This window comes from Streptomyces sp. NPDC017993, assembly GCF_044328065.1.
GTDB lineage: Bacteria > Actinomycetota > Actinomycetes > Streptomycetales > Streptomycetaceae > Streptomyces.
Genome location: NZ_JBIRGO010000009.1, coordinates 103339 through 120724, shown reverse-complemented (window position 1 = coordinate 120724; position 17386 = coordinate 103339). Strand labels below are relative to the sequence as shown.

General features: G+C 70.3%; 15 protein-coding genes. 9 read left to right on the top strand and 6 right to left on the bottom strand.

What is annotated here, in order from left to right:
• Positions 1-67: 67 nt before the first annotated feature.
• A complete protein-coding gene (locus ACH4FH_RS18350; RefSeq protein WP_398557108.1) occupies positions 68-2398 on the top strand; it encodes an NACHT domain-containing protein in 2331 nt (776 codons plus the stop codon).
• 341 nt (positions 2399-2739) lie between these two features.
• Here the strand turns inward: ACH4FH_RS18350 and ACH4FH_RS18345 are convergent, their stop codons facing one another.
• On the bottom strand, positions 2740-3195 hold the full coding sequence (locus ACH4FH_RS18345; RefSeq protein ID WP_398556887.1) for a MarR family winged helix-turn-helix transcriptional regulator: 456 nt from the start codon (positions 3193-3195) through the stop codon (positions 2740-2742).
• A gap of 227 nt (positions 3196-3422) precedes the next feature.
• Between ACH4FH_RS18345 and ACH4FH_RS18340 the strand changes: the two genes are divergently transcribed.
• The 4 genes from ACH4FH_RS18340 to ACH4FH_RS18325 all read left to right on the top strand — a co-directional run bounded on the left by ACH4FH_RS18340 (position 3423) and on the right by ACH4FH_RS18325 (position 8811).
• On the top strand, positions 3423-5264 hold the full coding sequence (locus ACH4FH_RS18340) for a flavin-containing monooxygenase (RefSeq protein WP_398556886.1): 1842 nt from the start codon (positions 3423-3425) through the stop codon (positions 5262-5264).
• A 32-nt stretch (positions 5265-5296) separates the two neighbouring features.
• Positions 5297-7030 (top strand): hypothetical protein, encoded by a 1734-nt coding sequence (locus ACH4FH_RS18335; protein ID WP_398556885.1) that lies wholly within the window; start codon positions 5297-5299, stop codon positions 7028-7030.
• Entirely contained in the window at positions 7020-7787 is a 768-nt protein-coding gene (locus ACH4FH_RS18330; RefSeq protein ID WP_398556884.1) for an SDR family NAD(P)-dependent oxidoreductase, read from the top strand. Before ACH4FH_RS18335 ends, ACH4FH_RS18330 begins: the two co-directional genes overlap by 11 nt.
• A 283-nt stretch (positions 7788-8070) precedes the next feature.
• Complete coding sequence (locus ACH4FH_RS18325; protein ID WP_398556883.1) at positions 8071-8811, top strand: class I SAM-dependent DNA methyltransferase; 741 nt, start codon at positions 8071-8073, stop codon at positions 8809-8811.
• 110 nt (positions 8812-8921) lie between these two features.
• Here ACH4FH_RS18325 and ACH4FH_RS18320 read toward each other — a convergent pair whose 3' ends face one another.
• Positions 8922-9683 carry a LysR substrate-binding domain-containing protein gene (locus ACH4FH_RS18320; RefSeq protein ID WP_398556882.1) on the bottom strand — a complete coding sequence of 254 codons (762 nt, stop codon included), beginning with the start codon at positions 9681-9683 and terminating at the stop codon, positions 8922-8924.
• Positions 9684-9742: 59 nt separating this feature from the next.
• On the opposite strand from ACH4FH_RS18320, the gene ACH4FH_RS18315 reads away from it, so the two are divergent.
• The 3 genes from ACH4FH_RS18315 to ACH4FH_RS18305 all read left to right on the top strand — a co-directional run bounded on the left by ACH4FH_RS18315 (position 9743) and on the right by ACH4FH_RS18305 (position 11859).
• Positions 9743-10159 (top strand): DUF5997 family protein, encoded by a 417-nt coding sequence (locus ACH4FH_RS18315; protein ID WP_398556881.1) that lies wholly within the window; start codon positions 9743-9745, stop codon positions 10157-10159.
• 208 nt (positions 10160-10367) lie between these two features.
• Positions 10368-10931, top strand: a complete 564-nt coding sequence (locus ACH4FH_RS18310; RefSeq protein ID WP_398557107.1) for a GNAT family N-acetyltransferase — start codon at positions 10368-10370, stop codon at positions 10929-10931.
• Between the two features lie 238 nt (positions 10932-11169).
• Positions 11170-11859, top strand: coding sequence for a hypothetical protein (locus ACH4FH_RS18305; RefSeq protein WP_398556880.1), 690 nt, complete (start codon positions 11170-11172; stop codon positions 11857-11859).
• Positions 11860-11954: 95 nt separating this feature from the next.
• On the opposite strand, the gene ACH4FH_RS18300 is transcribed toward ACH4FH_RS18305, so the two are convergent.
• A complete protein-coding gene (locus ACH4FH_RS18300) occupies positions 11955-13682 on the bottom strand; it encodes an acyl-CoA dehydrogenase family protein (RefSeq protein WP_398556879.1) in 1728 nt (575 codons plus the stop codon).
• 111 nt (positions 13683-13793) lie between these two features.
• Positions 13794-14351, bottom strand: coding sequence for a PadR family transcriptional regulator (locus ACH4FH_RS18295; protein ID WP_398556878.1), 558 nt, complete (start codon positions 14349-14351; stop codon positions 13794-13796).
• A gap of 409 nt (positions 14352-14760) precedes the next feature.
• On the opposite strand from ACH4FH_RS18295, the gene ACH4FH_RS18290 reads away from it, so the two are divergent.
• Entirely contained in the window at positions 14761-15222 is a 462-nt protein-coding gene (locus tag ACH4FH_RS18290; protein ID WP_398557106.1) for a DUF779 domain-containing protein, read from the top strand.
• 201 nt (positions 15223-15423) lie between these two features.
• On the opposite strand, the gene ACH4FH_RS18285 is transcribed toward ACH4FH_RS18290, so the two are convergent.
• Positions 15424-16371, bottom strand: coding sequence for a hypothetical protein (locus tag ACH4FH_RS18285; protein WP_398556877.1), 948 nt, complete (start codon positions 16369-16371; stop codon positions 15424-15426).
• A 480-nt stretch (positions 16372-16851) separates the two neighbouring features.
• Positions 16852-17370 (bottom strand): lytic polysaccharide monooxygenase auxiliary activity family 9 protein, encoded by a 519-nt coding sequence (locus tag ACH4FH_RS18280; protein WP_398556876.1) that lies wholly within the window; start codon positions 17368-17370, stop codon positions 16852-16854.
• Between the last annotated feature and the right edge of the window lie 16 nt (positions 17371-17386).

Here is a 17386-nt window from a genome sequence, read left to right as displayed (position 1 = left end):
GGAAAGGCCATGACCTGTGACCAGTGAGTTCAGCACGCTGTTACGCCGGCTGCGGCGCGCGGCGGGGATGACTCAGGAAGCCTTGGCAGAGCGCGCCGGAGTGGGCGTGCGGACCATCCGCGGGTTGGAGACCGGCGAGCGCGCCGACCCCAGGGTGACCACGGTCAGGCTGCTGGCCGACGCGCTCCGGCTGAGCCCGGAGGAACGCGAGGAGCTGCTGGCGGCCGCCGTCCGCCGGACCGGGGACGGCGGGCGGCCGGAGGACCCGACCGGGGACGGGAGCCGACCGGGTGCCGCGGACGACCGCGCCGAGCCGGTCACGGGCGGCCGGCCGGCATCGGCGTTGAACGAGACCCTGGCCGACGTATCCGAGCAGCTCGCCCAGGCGGTGGCCGCCCGCTGGCGGCGCGAGGAGGAGCAGCGGCAGGTCCACGATCCCTATCCGCTGCCGGTGCGTTGGCGGCCGGTTGACGAGCAGCTGACCGATCACTGGGCCAACATCCGCCGGGAGCCCGCCGGGGGTACGCACGGCCCGCTGGATCTGAGCGGGCAACTGGACGAGATCGTGGGCGTGTACCGGCGAATACCCTCCGGGCGCCTCGTGGTGCTGGGGCGCTCGGGCTCCGGGAAGACGATTCTCGCCGTGCGGTTCGTCCTGGACCACCTGCGGTCGAGGGGCCGCACGGAAGCCGTACCGGTGATCTTCAGCATCGGCTCGTGGGATCCGACCGCCATCACCTTCCGGGACTGGCTGGCCGCGCAGCTGACGCGTGATCACCCCGGCCTCGCCGCCCCCGGCCCCGGCGGGCCGAGCCTGGCCGCCGCTCTGGTCGAGACCGGCCGGGTGCTCCCCGTGCTGGACGGCTTCGACGAGATAGCCGACGGCCTGCGGCGGCCCGCGCTGGAAGCGCTCAACGCCACCTCTCTCCCCCTGCTGCTGACGAGCCGTCCTGCCGAGTACACCGCAGCGGTGGCGGAGACCGACGTGCTCACCTCCGCCGCCGCGGTGGATCTGGCCGATCTCACCCTGAACGATCTGGCCGACTACCTGCCGCGCACCACACGCAAAGCCCGCGGCGGGGTCGTCCCGGCGACCGCCTGGGATCCCGTGCTGAGCGAGTTACGCGAGCAGCCGCTCACCCGGGCAGGTGCCAATCTCGCCGCGGTGCTGACCACTCCGCTGATGGTCACGCTCGCCCGCGCCGTCTACAGCGACACCCCCGAGAATGACCCGGCCGCGCTCCTGGACACCCGGCGCTTCGGCAGCCCCGAGCAGTTGGAGGACCACCTCCTCGACAACTTCACCACCACCGTCTACCGCTCGTTGCCCGAACACCGCCCGGGCAGCGAGCGACGCCGCACCTTCGACCCGGAACGCGCCCAGTACTGGCTCGGCTACCTGGCCCACCACCTGACCCGGCTCGACACCCCCAACCTGGAGTGGTGGCGGCTCGGTCACGGGCTGCACCGCACCACACGCACGCTGGTGACCGCGCTGGTGATCTGTGTGTCCATCGGGCTCGTCGACGGTGTCGTCGGCACCCTCTTCGACCCCCTCGAATTCCAGGTCGCGGACGGCCTGGTGGTGGGGCTCCTCGCCGGTCTCCTGTTCGGGATGGCGTACTGGCTCATGGTCGCGGCCAAGGACGCGGCCGTGGAGCCGTCCGGCGTGCGCATGAAGATCTTCGGCAGGGAGGGGAAGACCAGGCGGAGATCCCTGCGCCGACTGGCGATCGGGGTGCTGTGCGGGCTCATCTTCGGCGCCTGCTACGGCTTCGTGCACGGAGTGTTCAACGGCGTCCTCGCCCACATAGACGTCCCGACCATGCTGGCCGCCGGCCTCGGCGACGGCATCATCTACGGCCTCGTGTTCGCGCTGGGTGCCGGCCCCACCCTCGGCCTCCTGACCCTCTTCGAGACCCCGCTCGACATCCGGTCCGCCGTCAACCCGGTCAGCCTCCTGCGCACGAACCACCGGACGGTCGTGACTCAACTCCTCGTCTGGGCACCCACCTTCGGGATCCTGGTCGGCGTCGGGTTCGTGGTGGTGATCAAGCCTCTGCCGGCGATCCTGGGCCCGTTCGTCTGGAGTCTCACGACCGCGCTCAAGCTCGGCGTCATCAGCGGGCTCGGCGGCGCCCTCGGCTACGCGCTCAGTCTGACCGCGTGGGGCCAGTGGGCGGTCTTCGCCCGGATCTGGCTGCCGCTGACCGGCCGACTGCCCTGGGCCGTCGTCGCCTTCCTCGAAGACGCCTACCAGCGGGGCGTACTCCGCCAGGCCGGCGCGGTATACCAGTTCCGCCACGCCCGCCTGCAACACCACCTCGCCCACGCCTACCGGTCACCCCGTGTCCCTCCACAGCCGACCGGACCGGGGAACCACACGCCCACCCGATAGCAGCGATCACGACCGGCGGTGCGCCATCCCCCGACAGCGCCTTACGGCGTCATGACTTCCCCGTGCCGAGTTCATTCCGTCCCGCCGCTTCCCGCGTTACCGCACGGCCTCGGTGGCGACTCGCCCACCATGGTGGAATGCGCTGAAAGGGCGATGAAATCTCGCTGATGCGCGAGAGAGCGGGGACTTCGCGACGAACGGGGCGCCCCCTTCCCGGATCGCGGCGTCACCAAAAAGGGTGCCTGACCGAGCTGTTGCCCGTTTCAGGCGCCTTCGCTCGGCCGGCTCACCGCAGAATCCGGCGTGCGCCGTGCCTGTTTACCGTGCTGCCCCGACAGGGCTCACCGGCGCGGCCACGGGCGTCCGCCGATGCGTTCGATGTCGGTGTTGAAGCGCCTCAGGAAGGAGGCGAAGGCGGCGATGTCCTCGTCCGGCCAGTCCACCAGGATCTGATCCAGGGAACGGACGATGCCCTCGCGTTCCTCGTCGAGAATGTCCGCGCCCTTGTCGGTGATGCGGAATTTGCGGGCCATGCCCCCGTCGGGGTCGGGAATGCGTTCCGCGAGTCCGGCGCGCACCGCCGCGGCGGTCTGCCGGTTGAGGGTGGAGGCGTCGAGCCCGAAGGCCTCACTCAGCTCACCGATCGACATCGGTCCCTGCATGCGGATGCGGCTGAGGAGGATGTAGGCGCTGCGCTCCAAGGTGCCGTCCTTACGGCGCCCGCCTCGCTGGTGCAAGAACGTGTGACGGCTGAGCAGCATCTGCTCGTACTCGACCTCGTGCGTCGGCCTCACCATGCCTCCCACCGCCTCCCACTCCCCTGACCTCTACCCCATCGTCTCGCCATCTTCTCACGCGGATGTATCAACCACACGATGTGCTTGATACATGCAATGTGTACGATGCACACTCCTGCTCAAGTCCGCCCTCGGAGAGGTGTGTTGCCCACCGGAAGCTTCGCGCCGGCGCAGCGGCTCGGCCCACGAGGGACGCACGAAGGACGCACGAAGGAAGAGGGACATCCATGCCCGGCCCCCACGGTTCCCCCGATGCCACCCCTGCCGACTCTCAGGAACTCGGCTTCGACCCGGCTGTTCTCCGGGCCCGTTACCGGGCCGAGCGGGACCGCAGGATCCGGCCGGAGGGCGGCAGCCAGTACCAGCGCGTCACCGGCCGGTTCGGCTACTACGACGAGGACCCGTACACCGAGGCCGCGCCCCCGCGTGAGCCGCTGCACGACCAGGTCGAGGTGGTCGTCATCGGGGGCGGGTTCGGCGGCCTGCTCGCGGGCGCGCGCCTGCGGCAGGCCGGTGTGGACTCGATCCGGGTGATCGAGAAGGGCGGGGACTTCGGGGGCACCTGGTACTGGAACCGGTATCCGGGCATCCACTGCGACATCGAGTCGTACATCTACCTGCCGCTGCTGGAAGAGGTCGGCTACGTCCCGCAGTGGAAGTACGCGCCGGGTGAGGAGATCCGGCAGCACGCGAAGGCCATCGGGCGGACCTTCGACCTCTACCGCGACGCCGTCTTCCAGACGCGGGTCACCGCGCTGCACTGGGACGAGGACGCGTCGGAGTGGCTCGTGAGTACCGACCGGGGCGACCGGATGCGCGCCCGGTACGTGGTGACGGCCAGTGGCACGCTGAGCGAGGCCAAGCTCCCGGGTATCCCGGGAATCGAGACCTTCCAGGGACACACGTTCCACACCAGCCGCTGGGACTACGCCTACACCGGTGGCGACGCGGGCGGGAATCTGCACAAGCTCGCCGACAAACGCGTCGCTTTGATCGGCACGGGCGCGACAGCCATCCAGTGCGTACCCCACCTCGGCGCGGACGCCCAGCAGTTGTACGTGTTCCAGCGCACGCCGTCCTCGGTCGACGTACGCGGCAATCGCCCCACGGACCCCGACTGGGCCGCCGCCCTCTCCCCCGGCTGGCAACAGCGCCGCAGGGACAACTTCCTCACCCTCGTCACCGGCGGCCGGGTGACCGAGGATCTGGTCGACGACGGCTGGACCAGCAGCGCCCGCCTCCAGCAGAAGCTCATCCCGAGCGACGGCTACCGGGCCCTGCCGCCGAAGGAGCGGGAACGTGCCTACGAGATGGCCGACTTCCGGAAGATGAACGAGATCCGCGCCCGGGTCGACGCCCTCGTCACGGATCCGAGCACGGCCGAGCTGCTCAAGCCGTGGTACCGCTACATGTGCAAGCGGCCCACGTTCAGCGACAGTTATCTGGAGACCTTCAACCGCCCCGACGTCACCCTGGTCGACACGGCCGACAGCCACGGCGTGGAGCGGATCACCGAGAACGCCGTCGTGGTCGGCGCTATGGCGTACGAGGTCGACTGCATCATCTTCGGTACCGGGTTCGAGGTCGGCCGCTCGGGGATCACCTCCGGGCGTCTGCCGGTGCACGGCAGAGGGGCCGTCGCCCTGACCGAGGCGTGGAAGGAAGGGCCGCGGACGCTCCACGGCTTCTACAGTCACGGCTTCCCCAATCTCTTCCAGCTCGGCCCGCTGCAGAACGCGAGCGCCGTCAACTTCGTCCACGTCCTCGATGAGCAGGCGACCCACGTCGCCGAGGTCGTCGCCGAGGCACGCGCCAAGCAGGCGAGGTATGTGGATCCGGCCCCGGAGGCCGAGGCCGCGTGGGTCGAGACGATCCGCGAGAAGGCCGCCGACCTGTACGCGTTCCAGGCCGAGTGCACGCCCGGCTACTACAACAACGAAGGCATGCCCAGGAAGCGCAGCGAGAGCTACGGGGACGGGCCGGTCGCCTTCCACGCCCTGCTCCGGGAATGGCGCGCGAACGGCGGCATGAGCGAGGTCCTCGTCGACGCCGAGCAGAACCGGGCCTGAGGGGCCTGAGGGCCTGAGGGTAGGAGGAGACGATGACGGACCGCCCCAGCCGCTACGGCAGGACCGCGTCCGAGCCGAGGTCACGCACCCGTTGGGAAGTGCAGAGGCTCAACACACCCAATGCGCTGTGGGGTTCGAACGGTGTCGCGTTCGGGCCCGACGGGCGGCTGTACGCCGCGCAGTTCCTGGCGGGCCGGATCAGTGCCGTTGACCCCGCCACAGGGGACGTCGAGACGGTGGTGCCGATGGACGGGCCGGTCCAGTCCCCGGACGATCTCGCCTTCGCGCCGGACGGCTCGATGTACATCACCGATCTGGTGCCGGGGAGGGTGTGGCGTCGCAGCCCACAGGGGGCGTACACCCTCGTCTCCGACGAGGTGAAAGTGCCCAACGGCATCGCCTGCGTCGGCGACCGGCTCTTCGTCAACGAGATGAGGATGAACGGCCGGCTGCTGGAGCTGTTCCCCGACGGCGGCGGCTCCCCTCGTGTGCTCACCGAGGGGCTGGCCCTGGGCAACGCGATGCAACTCGGCCCGGACGGCCACCTGTACTACCCGCACATGGTGACGGGACAGGTCTGGCGGATATCTCCCCACGGTGGAGAGCCCGAACTCGTCGCGGAGGACGTGCACGAACCGGTCGCCGTCCGCTTCGACCGGGGCGGGGTCATGCTGGTGCTGTCCCGGGGCCGAGCGGGCATCGTGACCCGCGTCGATCTGCACGGAACGGGCTCCCGGTCCGTCGTCACCAGCGGCCTGGCGGGGCTCGACAACGCCGCCTTCGACGCGGAGAACAGGATGTTCGTCTCCAGCTTCGCCAGCGGCGGCATCACGGAGCTGCACCCCGACGGCCGGACCCGGGAGATCGTGCCCCGCGGCCTCGACGGCCCCTTCGGCGTCACCGTCGACCTGGCGGGCACGGTGTACGCCGCGGACCACTACCGCGTGGCCGGCCCCGATAGCCGCGCGGCGGACGCACCGGACGGGGTCACCACGCACGTCCTGCGGCCCTTCGCCCACGGCATCAGCGCCCAGGACGGACTCCTGCACCTCACCTCGCAGTACGGCGAGGTGACCACCTACGACCCCGCACACGGGACCACGCGCGTCCGGGCGAGCGGTCTGCGGCAACCCACGGGCATCGCCGCGCGGCCCGGGGGCGGGCTGATCGTCGCCGAGACGGGCGCGGGGCGGCTGCTCGCCCTGGCGGACGACGACACCGTCACCGTGCTCGCCGAGGGACTCGACCACCCCGTGGACGTGGCCCTCGACGGCGAGGGGCGCTGCTTTGTGAGTGACGATCAGCTCGGGGCGGTCCTCAGGATCGAGGACGGAAGGGCGATCACCGTCGCGGACGGACTCGACGCCCCTCAGGGACTGACGGTGCTGGGTGACGAGGTGTTCACCGTGGAGACGGGCTCGCGGAGGTTGCTGGCCATTTCGCTCACCACCGGGGAACACCGGATCGACGCCGAGGATCTGCCGGTCGGCCTGCCCCCGGGCACCGCCCGCCGCACCCGCCCCGCACTGTTCACCCACGGCATGCCCGGCGTGCCGGATCCGTTCGCCGGCCTCGCCGCGGCTCCCGGTGGCTGCCTTCTTCTCTCGGCCAACGGAGAGGGGACCGTCCTGCGACTGTCCCCCCGCTCCCCGAGAACCGATACGCGCGGTGCGGGACAGCGGCCCGCCGGCGAGCCACGCGAGGACGGCAGCGTCGAAGGAAGCCCCCTCAGTCCCTCCACGGAAAGGATTCACCATGACCAGTAAGGGTTTGGCGGGACGCGGTGTCGTTGTCACCGGGGCCGCGTCCGGCATCGGCAGGGCCACGGCCCTGCGATTCGCGGAGGAGGGCGCCCGGGTGCTGGTCGCCGACCTGAACGGGAGCGGCGCCGAAGAGGTCGTCCAGGAGATCGAGGAAGCCGGGGGCAGCGCCCTCGCCGTCGCCGGTGACCTGAGCGACCAGCAGGTGGTGGACACGGTCGTCGAGCGGGCCGTCGCGGCCTTCGGTGGTCTGGACGTCTTGGTGAACAACGCCGGCATCATGGACCGGATGTCCGCTTTGGGCGAGACCGACGACGCGGAGTGGGAGCGCGTCATACGGATCAACCTGACCGCGCCTTTCCTGCTGACCCGTGCCGTGCTGCCGCACATGCTCGCCGCCGGGCGCGGCTCGATCGTCTTCACGGCCTCGGAGGCCGGCCTGCGCGGCGGCGCGGCAGGCGCCGCCTACACCGCGTCCAAGCACGGCGTGGCCGGCCTGGTGAAGAATCTCGCCGTGATGTACCGGAAGCAGGGCATCCGAGCCAACGCCATAGCCCCCGGCCCCACCTTGACCAACATCAGCGTGGACGCGGCACCGGAGGCGCACGGCCCCGCCCTGATAGGTCAGCTGATCGGGGCGAACATCGGCAGGCTGGGCAGCGCAGAGGAACAGGCCGCCGCCATCGTCTTCCTGGCTTCCGACGCCGCCGCGTTCGTCAACGGCGCCGTCCTCCCGGTCGACGACGGCTGGGCGGCCGTCTGAACGTGCAAACGGCCCCGTCCCCTCACGATGCGAGGGGACGGGGCCGAGATGGAGCGCCGGGCAGGCCTTGCACCTGCATCTCCCCGCAGGAAGCGGGGCGTCTTTCCTTGGACAACCGACGCCGGACACACCGTCACATGGTGAACGGCGCGTTCAAGATCAATAGTATCGCAGCTGACGTCCTGTTGGCCACACGGCCCGCGCAGGACACCACTGCGCCCGTAGACGGTCGCCCCGGGAAAATACCCGCGCGCCGCAGAACCGCGAGCGGTACGGTCCGGGGATGCATGACGAGGACGGCTACTTCGGAGCGGACGTCGCATCCACCTATGACGAGTCCGCCGCGGACATGTTCCGGCCGGAGGCGGTGGACCCGGCGGTCGAGCTGCTGGCCGAGCTCGCCGGCGACGGCGGTGCCCTGGAACTCGGCATCGGCACCGGCCGGATCGCGCTGCCGCTGGCCCGCCGCGGCGTTCCGGTGCACGGTATCGACATGTCCCGGGCCATGGTGGCCCGGCTGCGCGCCAAGCCCGGTGGCGATGCCATCGGGGCGACCATCGGCGACTTCGCGACGACGCGGGTGCCCGGCAGCTTCGCGGTCGCCTATCTGGTCTTCAACACCATCAACAATCTGACGACGCAGGACGCCCAGGTGGCCTGCTTCCGCAACGCCGCCGCCCACCTCGTGCCCGGCGGCTGTTTCGTCATCGAGGTGGGACTGCCGGAGCTACGCCGTCTGCCACCGGGGCAGGACGCCGTGCCGTTCCACATCAGCCCGACGCGGTGGGCCTTCGACACCTACGACGTCGTCAGCCAGGCCATGAGTTCGCACTACGTCACGATCGTCGACGGGAACGCCGAGCACCGGTCCATACCGTTCCGGTACGTGTGGCCCTCCGAGCTGGACCTGATGGCGCGGCTCGCCGGGCTCCGGCTGCGCAACCGGTGGGAGGGCTGGACCCGGGCGCCCTTCACCAGCGAGAGCAACGGGCACGTCTCGGTCTGGGAGAAGCCCGCCGACTGACCGGAGCACCAGGGGCCGTCTGACCTCGGCAAATGGCCGGGCGGCCCGGCCGGGGAGACGAGCCGAGGGTCCGGGTACGCGGTGCCGGCGCCACGAACGGAACGGCCGGACTACGACCGACGGCGGGGTTTGCCGCGTTTGCCGCCCTTGGGACCGCCCGAAGCGCGCCGTGGATTCTTGCCGGTCGGCTTGCCGCCCGCGGGCTTCCGCTGCGCACCACCCGTATCGGGGCGCTTGCTCTTCGGCTGCGCCGGGGTCGGGGGCCGGCCACGTGTGCTGTTGACCGTCCGCCCCCGGACGATCCCGATGAACTGCTCCACCAGGTCGGTGGTGGCGTCCTCCGGCCACGACAGGGCGACGCGCGACTCGGGGGCGTCGGCGACCGGCCGGTAGGTGAGGTCCTTGCGGTGGTGCAGGCGGGCGAGTGACTGCGGCACGACCAGCAGTCCCACCCCTGCCGCCACCAGCTCGATGGCGTCCGCCGTCGTGGCGGGGCGCTCGTTCGCCGGCCGGCCCGGCCGGCTCTCCCAGACGAGGGTGTCGTCGAGGGGATGCAGCATGATGTCGTCGGCGAGATCCTCCGCGGAGACCGCGTCGACCGCCGCCACGACGTGGTCCTTCGGGACCACGACCACCGTCGTCTCGGTGTAGAGGGGGATCGCGCTGAGGTCCGCCCCGTCGACCGGCAGCCGTACGAATCCGGCGTCGGCGTCGCCGTCCCGCAGCGCTTCGCAGGCCGCGGCGGCGGGCACCGCGACAAGGGTCAGTGGGACGTCGGGCAGCCGCTCGTTCCAGATCCGCACCCACTTCGTGGGCGTCACGCCGGGGACGTACGCGAGCCGGAATGACGGGGTTACTTCCGAGCGTGTCACTCCGCCAGGTTACCGGTCCGTGGTCGGAGGTAGCGCACACGGTCGATACCCTTGACACCATGACGTCGCACCAATCCACCCAGACGATGAAGCCCGCCACCGCGGCGAAGAAGCTGGGCGTGTACCTCGAGGCCACCCCCGCCGAGTTCCAGGAGGGTGTGGTCTCCCGCACCGAGCTGAACGCCCTCCAGTCCGATCCGCCCGAGTGGCTGGTGGAACTGCGGCGCAACGGCCCGCACCCCAGGCCGGTGGTCGCGGCGAAGCTGGGCATCTCCATCTCCGGGCTCGCCCGCGGCGGCATCACCGACCCGCTCACCACGGAGCAGATCGAGGCGCTGAAGCAGGAGGGCCCCGAGTGGCTCGAGCGGGAGAGGGCCACCCAGGCCGAGGTCCGCAAGGAGGCCACGCGGATCAAGGAGAAGAACAAGGAGAAGGACGCGGAGAGCGGCGATCAGCCGGGCCGTCCGCGTTCCTGATCTTCCCGCCGAAGGCGTCTGACGAGCTGCGGCCCGTCGGGCGCCTTCGTCGTGCCGGGAGGCCGGGGAGCCGGGGAGGAGAGGCGCGGGCTTGCCTCGCGCACCGGGGTGAGGCGGGCCCCGTTCCTGGTCGTGCGCCCCCGCCGCCGCGGATGCCCGTGCGAAGATCCCTTCGATGCGCACCGGTTTCCGAACCTTGAAGGGGACGATGTACGCGGTATCCCTGGGCGACGACGGCGCGGAGCTGCGCCCACTCGAACCGTGGCAGGCGGAGGAGTTTCTGGCCCACATGGACCGGGGCCGGGAGTACATCGGGCAGCACAACGCGCTGCCCGACATCGTCACCGACCTGGAGTCGAGCCGGGCGTTCCTCCAGGCGTACGCGGAGAAGGCCGCGGCCGACACCGGGCGGATCCACGGCATCCGGTCGGACGGCAAGCTGGTCGGCGCCGTCATCCTCCGGACGATGGACGTCGAGCAGGGCACCGCCGAGGCGGGCTGCTGGCTGGAGCCGTCGGCGGTCGGCAGGGGGCTGGTGACCCGGGCCGCGCGCGTGCTCATCGATTGGGCCGTCGAGGAGCGGGGCATCCATCGCGTGGAGTGGTGGGTCTCGGTGGGCAATGAGGCCAGCATCGCCGTGGCCCGGCGGCTGGGGATGACGCGGGACGGCGTGCTGCGGGAGAGCTATCTCCACAAGGGGAAGCGGCACGACGAAGAGATCTGGGCGGTGCTCGCGCCCGAGTGGCGGGCGGGCCGGCGACCTTCTGCCTGAGCGCATCGGCCACATGACGAGCTTTCAGCATCCTGCGGTCGCGGCCCTCGCCCGTGCTGACATCGGCCGCACCTGAGGCTGCCTCCCCTTCGATTCCCCCAAAGCATCTGTTTCGTCATCAACTACAACTTTGCTGAACTTTGGTGTAGTTGAATCAATTTTCACTCCAGTCTCGACGGCAACAGGCGGCGAACGCGGCACTCGCGAACCGCCGCTTCCGCAATGCCAGGCGAGAGGTATGAGCACTATGGCAAGAACCCGCAGGACCCGATACGGAAGTCGGGCGCTCGCGCTGTCGACGGCAGCCCTGGGCATGGTCGGAGCGATGGCACTGCCCGCCGCGGCCGCCTCCACCGAAGAACCCACCCGGGAGCAGCTGATAGCCGACTGCGCGTCCGGAGAGGGAAAGTGCACCTTCAACGAGCCGACCCTCGGCAAGGCGTACCTCGGTGACTTCCGGCAGGTCTCCGACTCGCTCTACAACTGCAGCACTTCGGACGCCAGTCAGTCGATGGGCTGGTCCGACACCGTGGGCGCCACGGACTCGGCAGGGGTTTCGGTCACCGCGGGCGGCAAGATCGCCGGCCTCATCGACCTCAGCGTGACCGCCACCTACAGCCACACCTGGACGAGTTCGCACACCGAGAACAGCTCCCTCAACATGACGGTGAAGCCGGGTGAAGTGGGCTGGATCTCCCGTGCGCAGGTGATGCAGAAGGTCTCGGGCACCTGGCAGACCCACTACGACAGCCCGAAGTGGGACCACTATTACTGGTTCGTGCCCGAGACCGTCACCGGCCCGGCGCCGAACGGCACGGACGGGCAGGGCAACGCGGTGATCGTGAAGTCGCGGAAGATGACCGCCGAGGAGAAGGCGTCGTGCGGCGCCGATGCGAAGAAGGGCCGTTCCTTCGTGGTCACGCGCTGAGAGAACGCACGGCGGGCTCGGCCGGCATCGCGTGAATGCCGGCCGAGCCCGCCCCTCCGGCCCGGCGCACAAGAGCCGGGCCGGTCACTTCGTGGCTACGGCGCCATCTCGTACGCCCCGGCCAGGGCCTCGACGCGCTCCCAGACGCGGGCCGAACGGGCGTCGTCGACGACCGGACGCCGGACCGCGCCGAGCGCCCAGCTCTGCTGGTCCGCGGAGGCGGAGTCCTTGCCGTGCAGTTCGACGGCGTGCGCGGAGAAGTCGCGGACGAGGACGGCGAAGAGCTCGTCGAGCACGTCCTCCTCAAGGCCGGTCAGCCGCGCCTGCTCCAGGATCAGCTGACCGTGCACGACGAGCGCGAACAGCTGGCCGACGGCGAGCAGCAGGTCGAGGTCGCGGGCCTGCTCCGCGTCGGGCGCGGCGGTGGTGACGAACTCGCACAGCGCGTCCGCCTGCTCCCGGAAGCGGCCGACGTTGGGCACGTCGGCGTACGCGTCGTAGGCGGTGCGCCAGTCGTGGAACCGCACGGACCCCAGGCCGCGGGCCGGTCCCTGCTGGAAGAGGAACGCGTCGTCGGCCGCGTCGAGGCGGGTCGGCACCGCCTCGTAGTCGGCCGGGTTCAGCAGGTGGTTGCCCATGAACTTGAGGATCAGGGCGAGGTTGACGTGGACGGTGCCTTCCAGCTTCGGCAGTCCGCGGATCTCGGTCGCGGCCTGGGAGAAGTAGGTGTCCTTCTCGAAGCCCTTGGCCGCGATGACGTCCCACATCAGGTCGATGACCTTCTCGCCCTCGGTGGTCACCTTCATCTTCGTCATCGGGTTGAAGAGGAGGTAGCGGCGGTCGTCGGGGCCGGCCGAGCGGAAGTAGTCGACGGCCCGGTCGCTGAACAGTTTCATCCCGACGAGGCGGACGTACGCGTCGGTCAGCTCGCGGCGCACGTGCGGGAATGCCGTGACGGGGCGGCCGTAGAGGATCCGGTTGTGCGCGTGGGTGACGGCCTCGTACATCGCGTGCTCGCAGATGCCGATCGAGGCGGTGCAGAGGTTGAACTTGCCGACGTTGACGGTGTTGAGCGCGGCGTCGAAGGCGGCGCGGCCGGTGTGCAGGACGTCGTCGGGCCCGACCGGGTAGTTGTCGAGGCGGAACTCGCTGACGTACTTCGAGGAGTCGACGACGTTCTTCACCAGGTGGTAGGCCGGGTGGCGGCTGTCGGCGGCGAAGAAGACGTAGCCGTCGGGGCCCTCGACGTCAGTGCGGCGGCCGAAGACGGACACGAGTCCGGCTTCGTTGCCGTTGCCGATGTAGTACTTGGAGCCGCTCGCCGTGAAGCCGCCGGCCCCGTCACTGTCCGGCTCCAGCAGCATGTCGGTGGAGTAGATGTCGGCGCCGTGCGCCTTCTCGGAGAGGCCGAAGGCGAACACCTCGCCCTGGTCGAGGAGTTCCGCCGCGCGGGTGCGGGCGGCGGCGTTGTCGCTCTGCCAGACCGGGCCGAGTCCGAGGATGGTGACCTGCCACGCGTACCAGTAGTCCAGGCCGTAGAACCCGAAGATCTCGTTGAGAGCCGCGATCCGGGCCGTGTCCCAGCGCTTGTCCTCGTGCCCCTCCGCGGCGGACGCCGGGGTGAGGAAGGCCGCGAACAGCCCTTCCTTGGCGGAGAACGCAAGGAAGTCCGCCAGCCACGCACGGGAGCGGTAGTCCTCGATCAGCCGGCGCTTGCCGCGGGCCTCGAACCAGTCGACGGTGGCGCGCAGCAGCCGGCGGGTCTCGGGGTCGAAGTGCTCCGGGTCGTAGGTGCTCGGGTTGAACAGCAGCGGGTCGGCCATGGATGTTCGCCTTTCCGGCTCGGGTTGAGGGGTGAGGGTCGGGGCTTGAGGTGCGTGGGCGAAGGAGGGCGCCGATGAGACCGGCCGGCCCGGTGGCGCGTCGGCTCGGGTTCAGTGCTCGGGATCGAGTCGGCGGAGGGTGGCGAGGACGTCGTCGAGCCAGGCGAGCGTCATGCGCTCGTAGGCGATGCCGCCGCGCAGCACGACATGCTGGAGCTCCTGACCCGCGTCGGGCGGCCCGTGGGCCTCGGGGTCGGGGAAGTCACGCCGCTCCCCCGCGAGATAGTGCGCGAGCCGGTCGGTGTGCGCCTGGTGATGCCGCTCGACCTCGCGGATCAGCGCGGCCGGGTCGTCGAAGGCCGCGCCGCGGATCTTCACGGCGAGCTCGTGCCGGACGCTCTCCGGTTCGATCGGCGCGTGCAGCCAGTCGGAGAGGGCGGTCCGGCCGAGGTCGGCGACGGAGTACTCCTTCTTGTCCGGCCGGCCCTGTTGCGGCACCTCGCGCACATCGATCCAGCCGTCGCTCTCCATCCGCTTGAGAACGCGGTAGATCTGCTGGTGGGTGGCGGTCCAGAAGTATCCGATGGACCGATCGAACCGCCGGGCCAGCTCATAGCCGGAGCCCGGCTTCTCCAGCAGGGAGACGAGGATCGCGTGCTCGAGCGCCATGCCCCGATCCTTCTATGCAACTCGTTGCATAGACAAGAGGCACCGGCCGGGTGAGACACGGCTCACCCGACGGGCTCGCCAAGGGCGGCGGGAGGCCCTGGTCGTTTCTCGTTCACGTACCGCAGGGTCGGCCCGTACCGCACGGTCCCGTACCGCAGACGAGCGGCGCCCCCAGGGCGTGCAACCTCCACGCAACCTTGGGAAGCATTAGCTGGGTACTCCTGTCCTGTGGCGATGCGGCGAGCGGAAGGCAGGCGGCTCCGGCCGTTCAGGGGCTTGGCCGGTGCCGCGCTCCCGCCGTCGCCCGGGTGGGACCTCCGGTGGGCCGGCGAGCGAAGGGACCAGGCGTGTGCCGATGCGAGAAGAAGAACCTGCGGGTCAGCTGCTCGGCGAAGCGGCCGGTTCGCTGATGGCGGCGCAGGACGCCGCCGGCGTTGCCGCCACCCCGGACACCACGCGCCCCCCAGGCGCCCCGGACGCCGCGGCCACGGAGGGCAGCACCGCGCGAATCGCGCTCAGCGCGGCGGCCGTCGAACTGTTGCGCCTGCTGCGGGAGCAGCACGGGCCGCTGATGTTCCACCAGTCCGGCGGCTGCTGCGACGGCAGCGCGCCCATGTGCTACCCGGCCGGCGAGTTCCGTACGGGTTCCTCGGATGTGCTGCTGGCCCGGCTGGCCGTGGAAGGGGTACCCGAGACGGTCGGATTCTGGATGTCGGGGGACCAGTTCGCGCGCTGGCGGCACACGCATCTGACGGTGGACGTCGTGCCCGGACGCGGCAGCGGCTTCTCCTTGGAGGCGCCGGAGGGGGTGCGGTTCCTGATCCGCTCGCGGCTGTTCACCGACGAGGAGACCGAACGTCTCGACGACTGAGCAAGGCCACGGGGCCCGCAGGTGTCGTGAGGGCCGCGGCGGCGCGATCGCGGAACGGAAAGCTGGGAAAGCTGGGAAAGCTGGTGAGGCCCCGCGCACGGGGGATGGCGCGGGGCCTCACCACGGACAACGGGCAGGCGGGGGCGCGAGTTCCCGGGTCGTGAAGATTTGGCGAAGAGATTTTCACCCGGGTGCCCGGCGTCAGGCGTCGTCTCCCACCAATCGCTCCAGCATGTCCTGGAAGTCGTGGTCGACGACCACGCGCAGGCCCTCGCCGTCCGGCTCGCTCAGCGGGGTCATCACGCCTCGGCGCCACCAGAAGACGTTGGGGCTGATCGCCCCCGCCGCGTCCTCATGGCCGGCCGCCGCGAACTGCGCCATGGCCTGAAGCGCCGGGATGACGTGGGCGTCCTGGATGCGGTGGAACGCCAGTTGGTGCCGGAAGGGCATCGCGACCAGCGCACCGTCCTGGGTGAGTTCGGATCCCATGATCCGCTGCACCAGTTCGTCCAGCACCAGCACCCGGCTCGCGGTGAAGAAGGAATCCCCGAGCAACACCTCGAAGGCCGATCCGTCGCCGCGCCGCACCGTCTCGTGTCCCTCGACCGGCAGCGCCCGCAGATTGTTCATCGCGCGAATACGCAGCTCGGCGACGTCCCCGAGGTCGGTCAGGGAGTCCTCGCTCAGCATTTGCACCGCCTCGGGCAGGTCGAGCGCGAGCACTTCGCGCAGCCCGGGAGCCGGCTCCTTGCCGTATCGGAAGGAGTCCGAGGCGGGCAGCGTCTCCTGGGCGACCACGCGGGGGTAGAGGCAGGCCCGGATCTCGTCCTCGGAGAGGATCTCCAGCGGCTGCGGGCCGTCCATCGTGCGCAGGACCTTGCCGACGTGGTCGCGGATCAGGCCGGGCCAGCTGCGCTCGCCGCGGCGGTCGCGGTGGCACACCGCGGCGAGGTTGCCGAGGCCGAACTGGCGGCCCGCGGAGTCCGTGACGACCCCTGCGTAGGCGGTGACTTCGAGCCCCAGTTCGGCGAAGGCCTGCCGGACCTGCGATCTGAAGACGCCGCCCTCTCGCTCGGAGAAGAAGGTGAATTCCTCATCGCGTGCGAGGTCGCGGGAATCCCGCTTCGGTCCTCGGCGGAACAGGCCCATCTCTTCCTCCCGGCGACGGCCACGACGACGGCCACGAATGGGCCGATCGTAACGGGTGCGTCTGACGCAACCGACGCGCTCCACCGGGCCGGAGCCGGGTACGGCGCCCGCCCGCACACCCGGAGGCCGCCGGGACGCCGCCCGGCCCGCTCCGCGTCCGCGTACGGCCCCCCACCTGCCGCACCGTCCCGCACCGTTCGTGCCGTACGCACCGCCTACCGTCTCTCCGTACCCGTCCGTGGCACCGTCCATCCGATTCGCCGGAATAGCACGACCGAGCCCTTGGCGCCCCCTCAACTCCGCTGCGAATGGGGTGGCTTGTGTGTGCGGGGGCAGGGTCGGCCTGTGAGCATCTCGGCAAGGTGACCCGCCGTCATGGGCCATCGGGGAAGGTGGCACGGGAGGCCGATCCTGGGCCCCGGACAGGTTTGTCGCCCCGTTGCCCGGAACGGCAGCGGGGCGACACTCGGTGTCCTGCGGTCAGCCGCCGATGTTGACGTCGATGCAGGCGTAGAACGCGTTGGCGGTGTCGGCGATGTTCCAGACCGCCAGGATCTTCTGCTTGCCGGTCGCCCCACCGAAGTTGACGTTGTGGGAGACCGTCTCCGGCGGCTGCGCGCCACCGTCGTTGAATTCGGCGACCTTCCGGCCGCCGACGAAGTACTGCCAGGTGCTGGTGGAGTGCCGGGCCGTCAGCTTCCAGTTGAAGGTCGCGGACGTGCCGACCGGGGTGACCCGCCACCCCTTGGAGTCATCGTCGAGTTCGGCGAACTGACTGTTGCCGCCGCTGCAGCTCGTCAGCCCCTTGGGCCCCTCGACGCTCTGCGGCTCCCACTTGATCGGGCCGCATTCGATGGTGCCCGCCGCGCACTGCGCCTGCCTGCTGGGCGGCGAGGACACATAGCCGTGCGCACTCGCCGGGCTCGCGGGCATGGTCACGACGAGGAGCGGAGCGATGCCCGCGCCGATGGCGAGCGCCAGCCTTCTTTTCCTGTTCATGTCAACCCTTTCGCGA

Bases quoted from the DNA above. Each gene is read 5' to 3' on its own strand.
- ACH4FH_RS18350 (WP_398557108.1), top strand. From the start codon at position 68: ATGACTCAGGAAGCCTTGGCAGAGCGCGCCGGAGTGGGCGTGCGGACC.
- ACH4FH_RS18345 (WP_398556887.1), bottom strand. From the start codon at position 3,195: ATGGTGAGGCCGACGCACGAGGTCGAGTACGAGCAGATGCTGCTCAGC.
- ACH4FH_RS18340 (WP_398556886.1), top strand. From the start codon at position 3,423: ATGCCCGGCCCCCACGGTTCCCCCGATGCCACCCCTGCCGACTCTCAG.
- ACH4FH_RS18335 (WP_398556885.1), top strand. From the start codon at position 5,297: ATGACGGACCGCCCCAGCCGCTACGGCAGGACCGCGTCCGAGCCGAGG.
- ACH4FH_RS18330 (WP_398556884.1), top strand. From the start codon at position 7,020: ATGACCAGTAAGGGTTTGGCGGGACGCGGTGTCGTTGTCACCGGGGCC.
- ACH4FH_RS18325 (WP_398556883.1), top strand. From the start codon at position 8,071: ATGCATGACGAGGACGGCTACTTCGGAGCGGACGTCGCATCCACCTAT.
- ACH4FH_RS18315 (WP_398556881.1), top strand. From the start codon at position 9,743: ATGACGTCGCACCAATCCACCCAGACGATGAAGCCCGCCACCGCGGCG.
- ACH4FH_RS18310 (WP_398557107.1), top strand. From the start codon at position 10,368: ATGTACGCGGTATCCCTGGGCGACGACGGCGCGGAGCTGCGCCCACTC.
- ACH4FH_RS18305 (WP_398556880.1), top strand. From the start codon at position 11,170: ATGAGCACTATGGCAAGAACCCGCAGGACCCGATACGGAAGTCGGGCG.
- ACH4FH_RS18300 (WP_398556879.1), bottom strand. From the start codon at position 13,682: ATGGCCGACCCGCTGCTGTTCAACCCGAGCACCTACGACCCGGAGCAC.
- ACH4FH_RS18295 (WP_398556878.1), bottom strand. From the start codon at position 14,351: ATGGCGCTCGAGCACGCGATCCTCGTCTCCCTGCTGGAGAAGCCGGGC.
- ACH4FH_RS18290 (WP_398557106.1), top strand. From the start codon at position 14,761: ATGGCGGCGCAGGACGCCGCCGGCGTTGCCGCCACCCCGGACACCACG.
- ACH4FH_RS18285 (WP_398556877.1), bottom strand. From the start codon at position 16,371: ATGGGCCTGTTCCGCCGAGGACCGAAGCGGGATTCCCGCGACCTCGCA.
- ACH4FH_RS18280 (WP_398556876.1), bottom strand. From the start codon at position 17,370: ATGAACAGGAAAAGAAGGCTGGCGCTCGCCATCGGCGCGGGCATCGCT.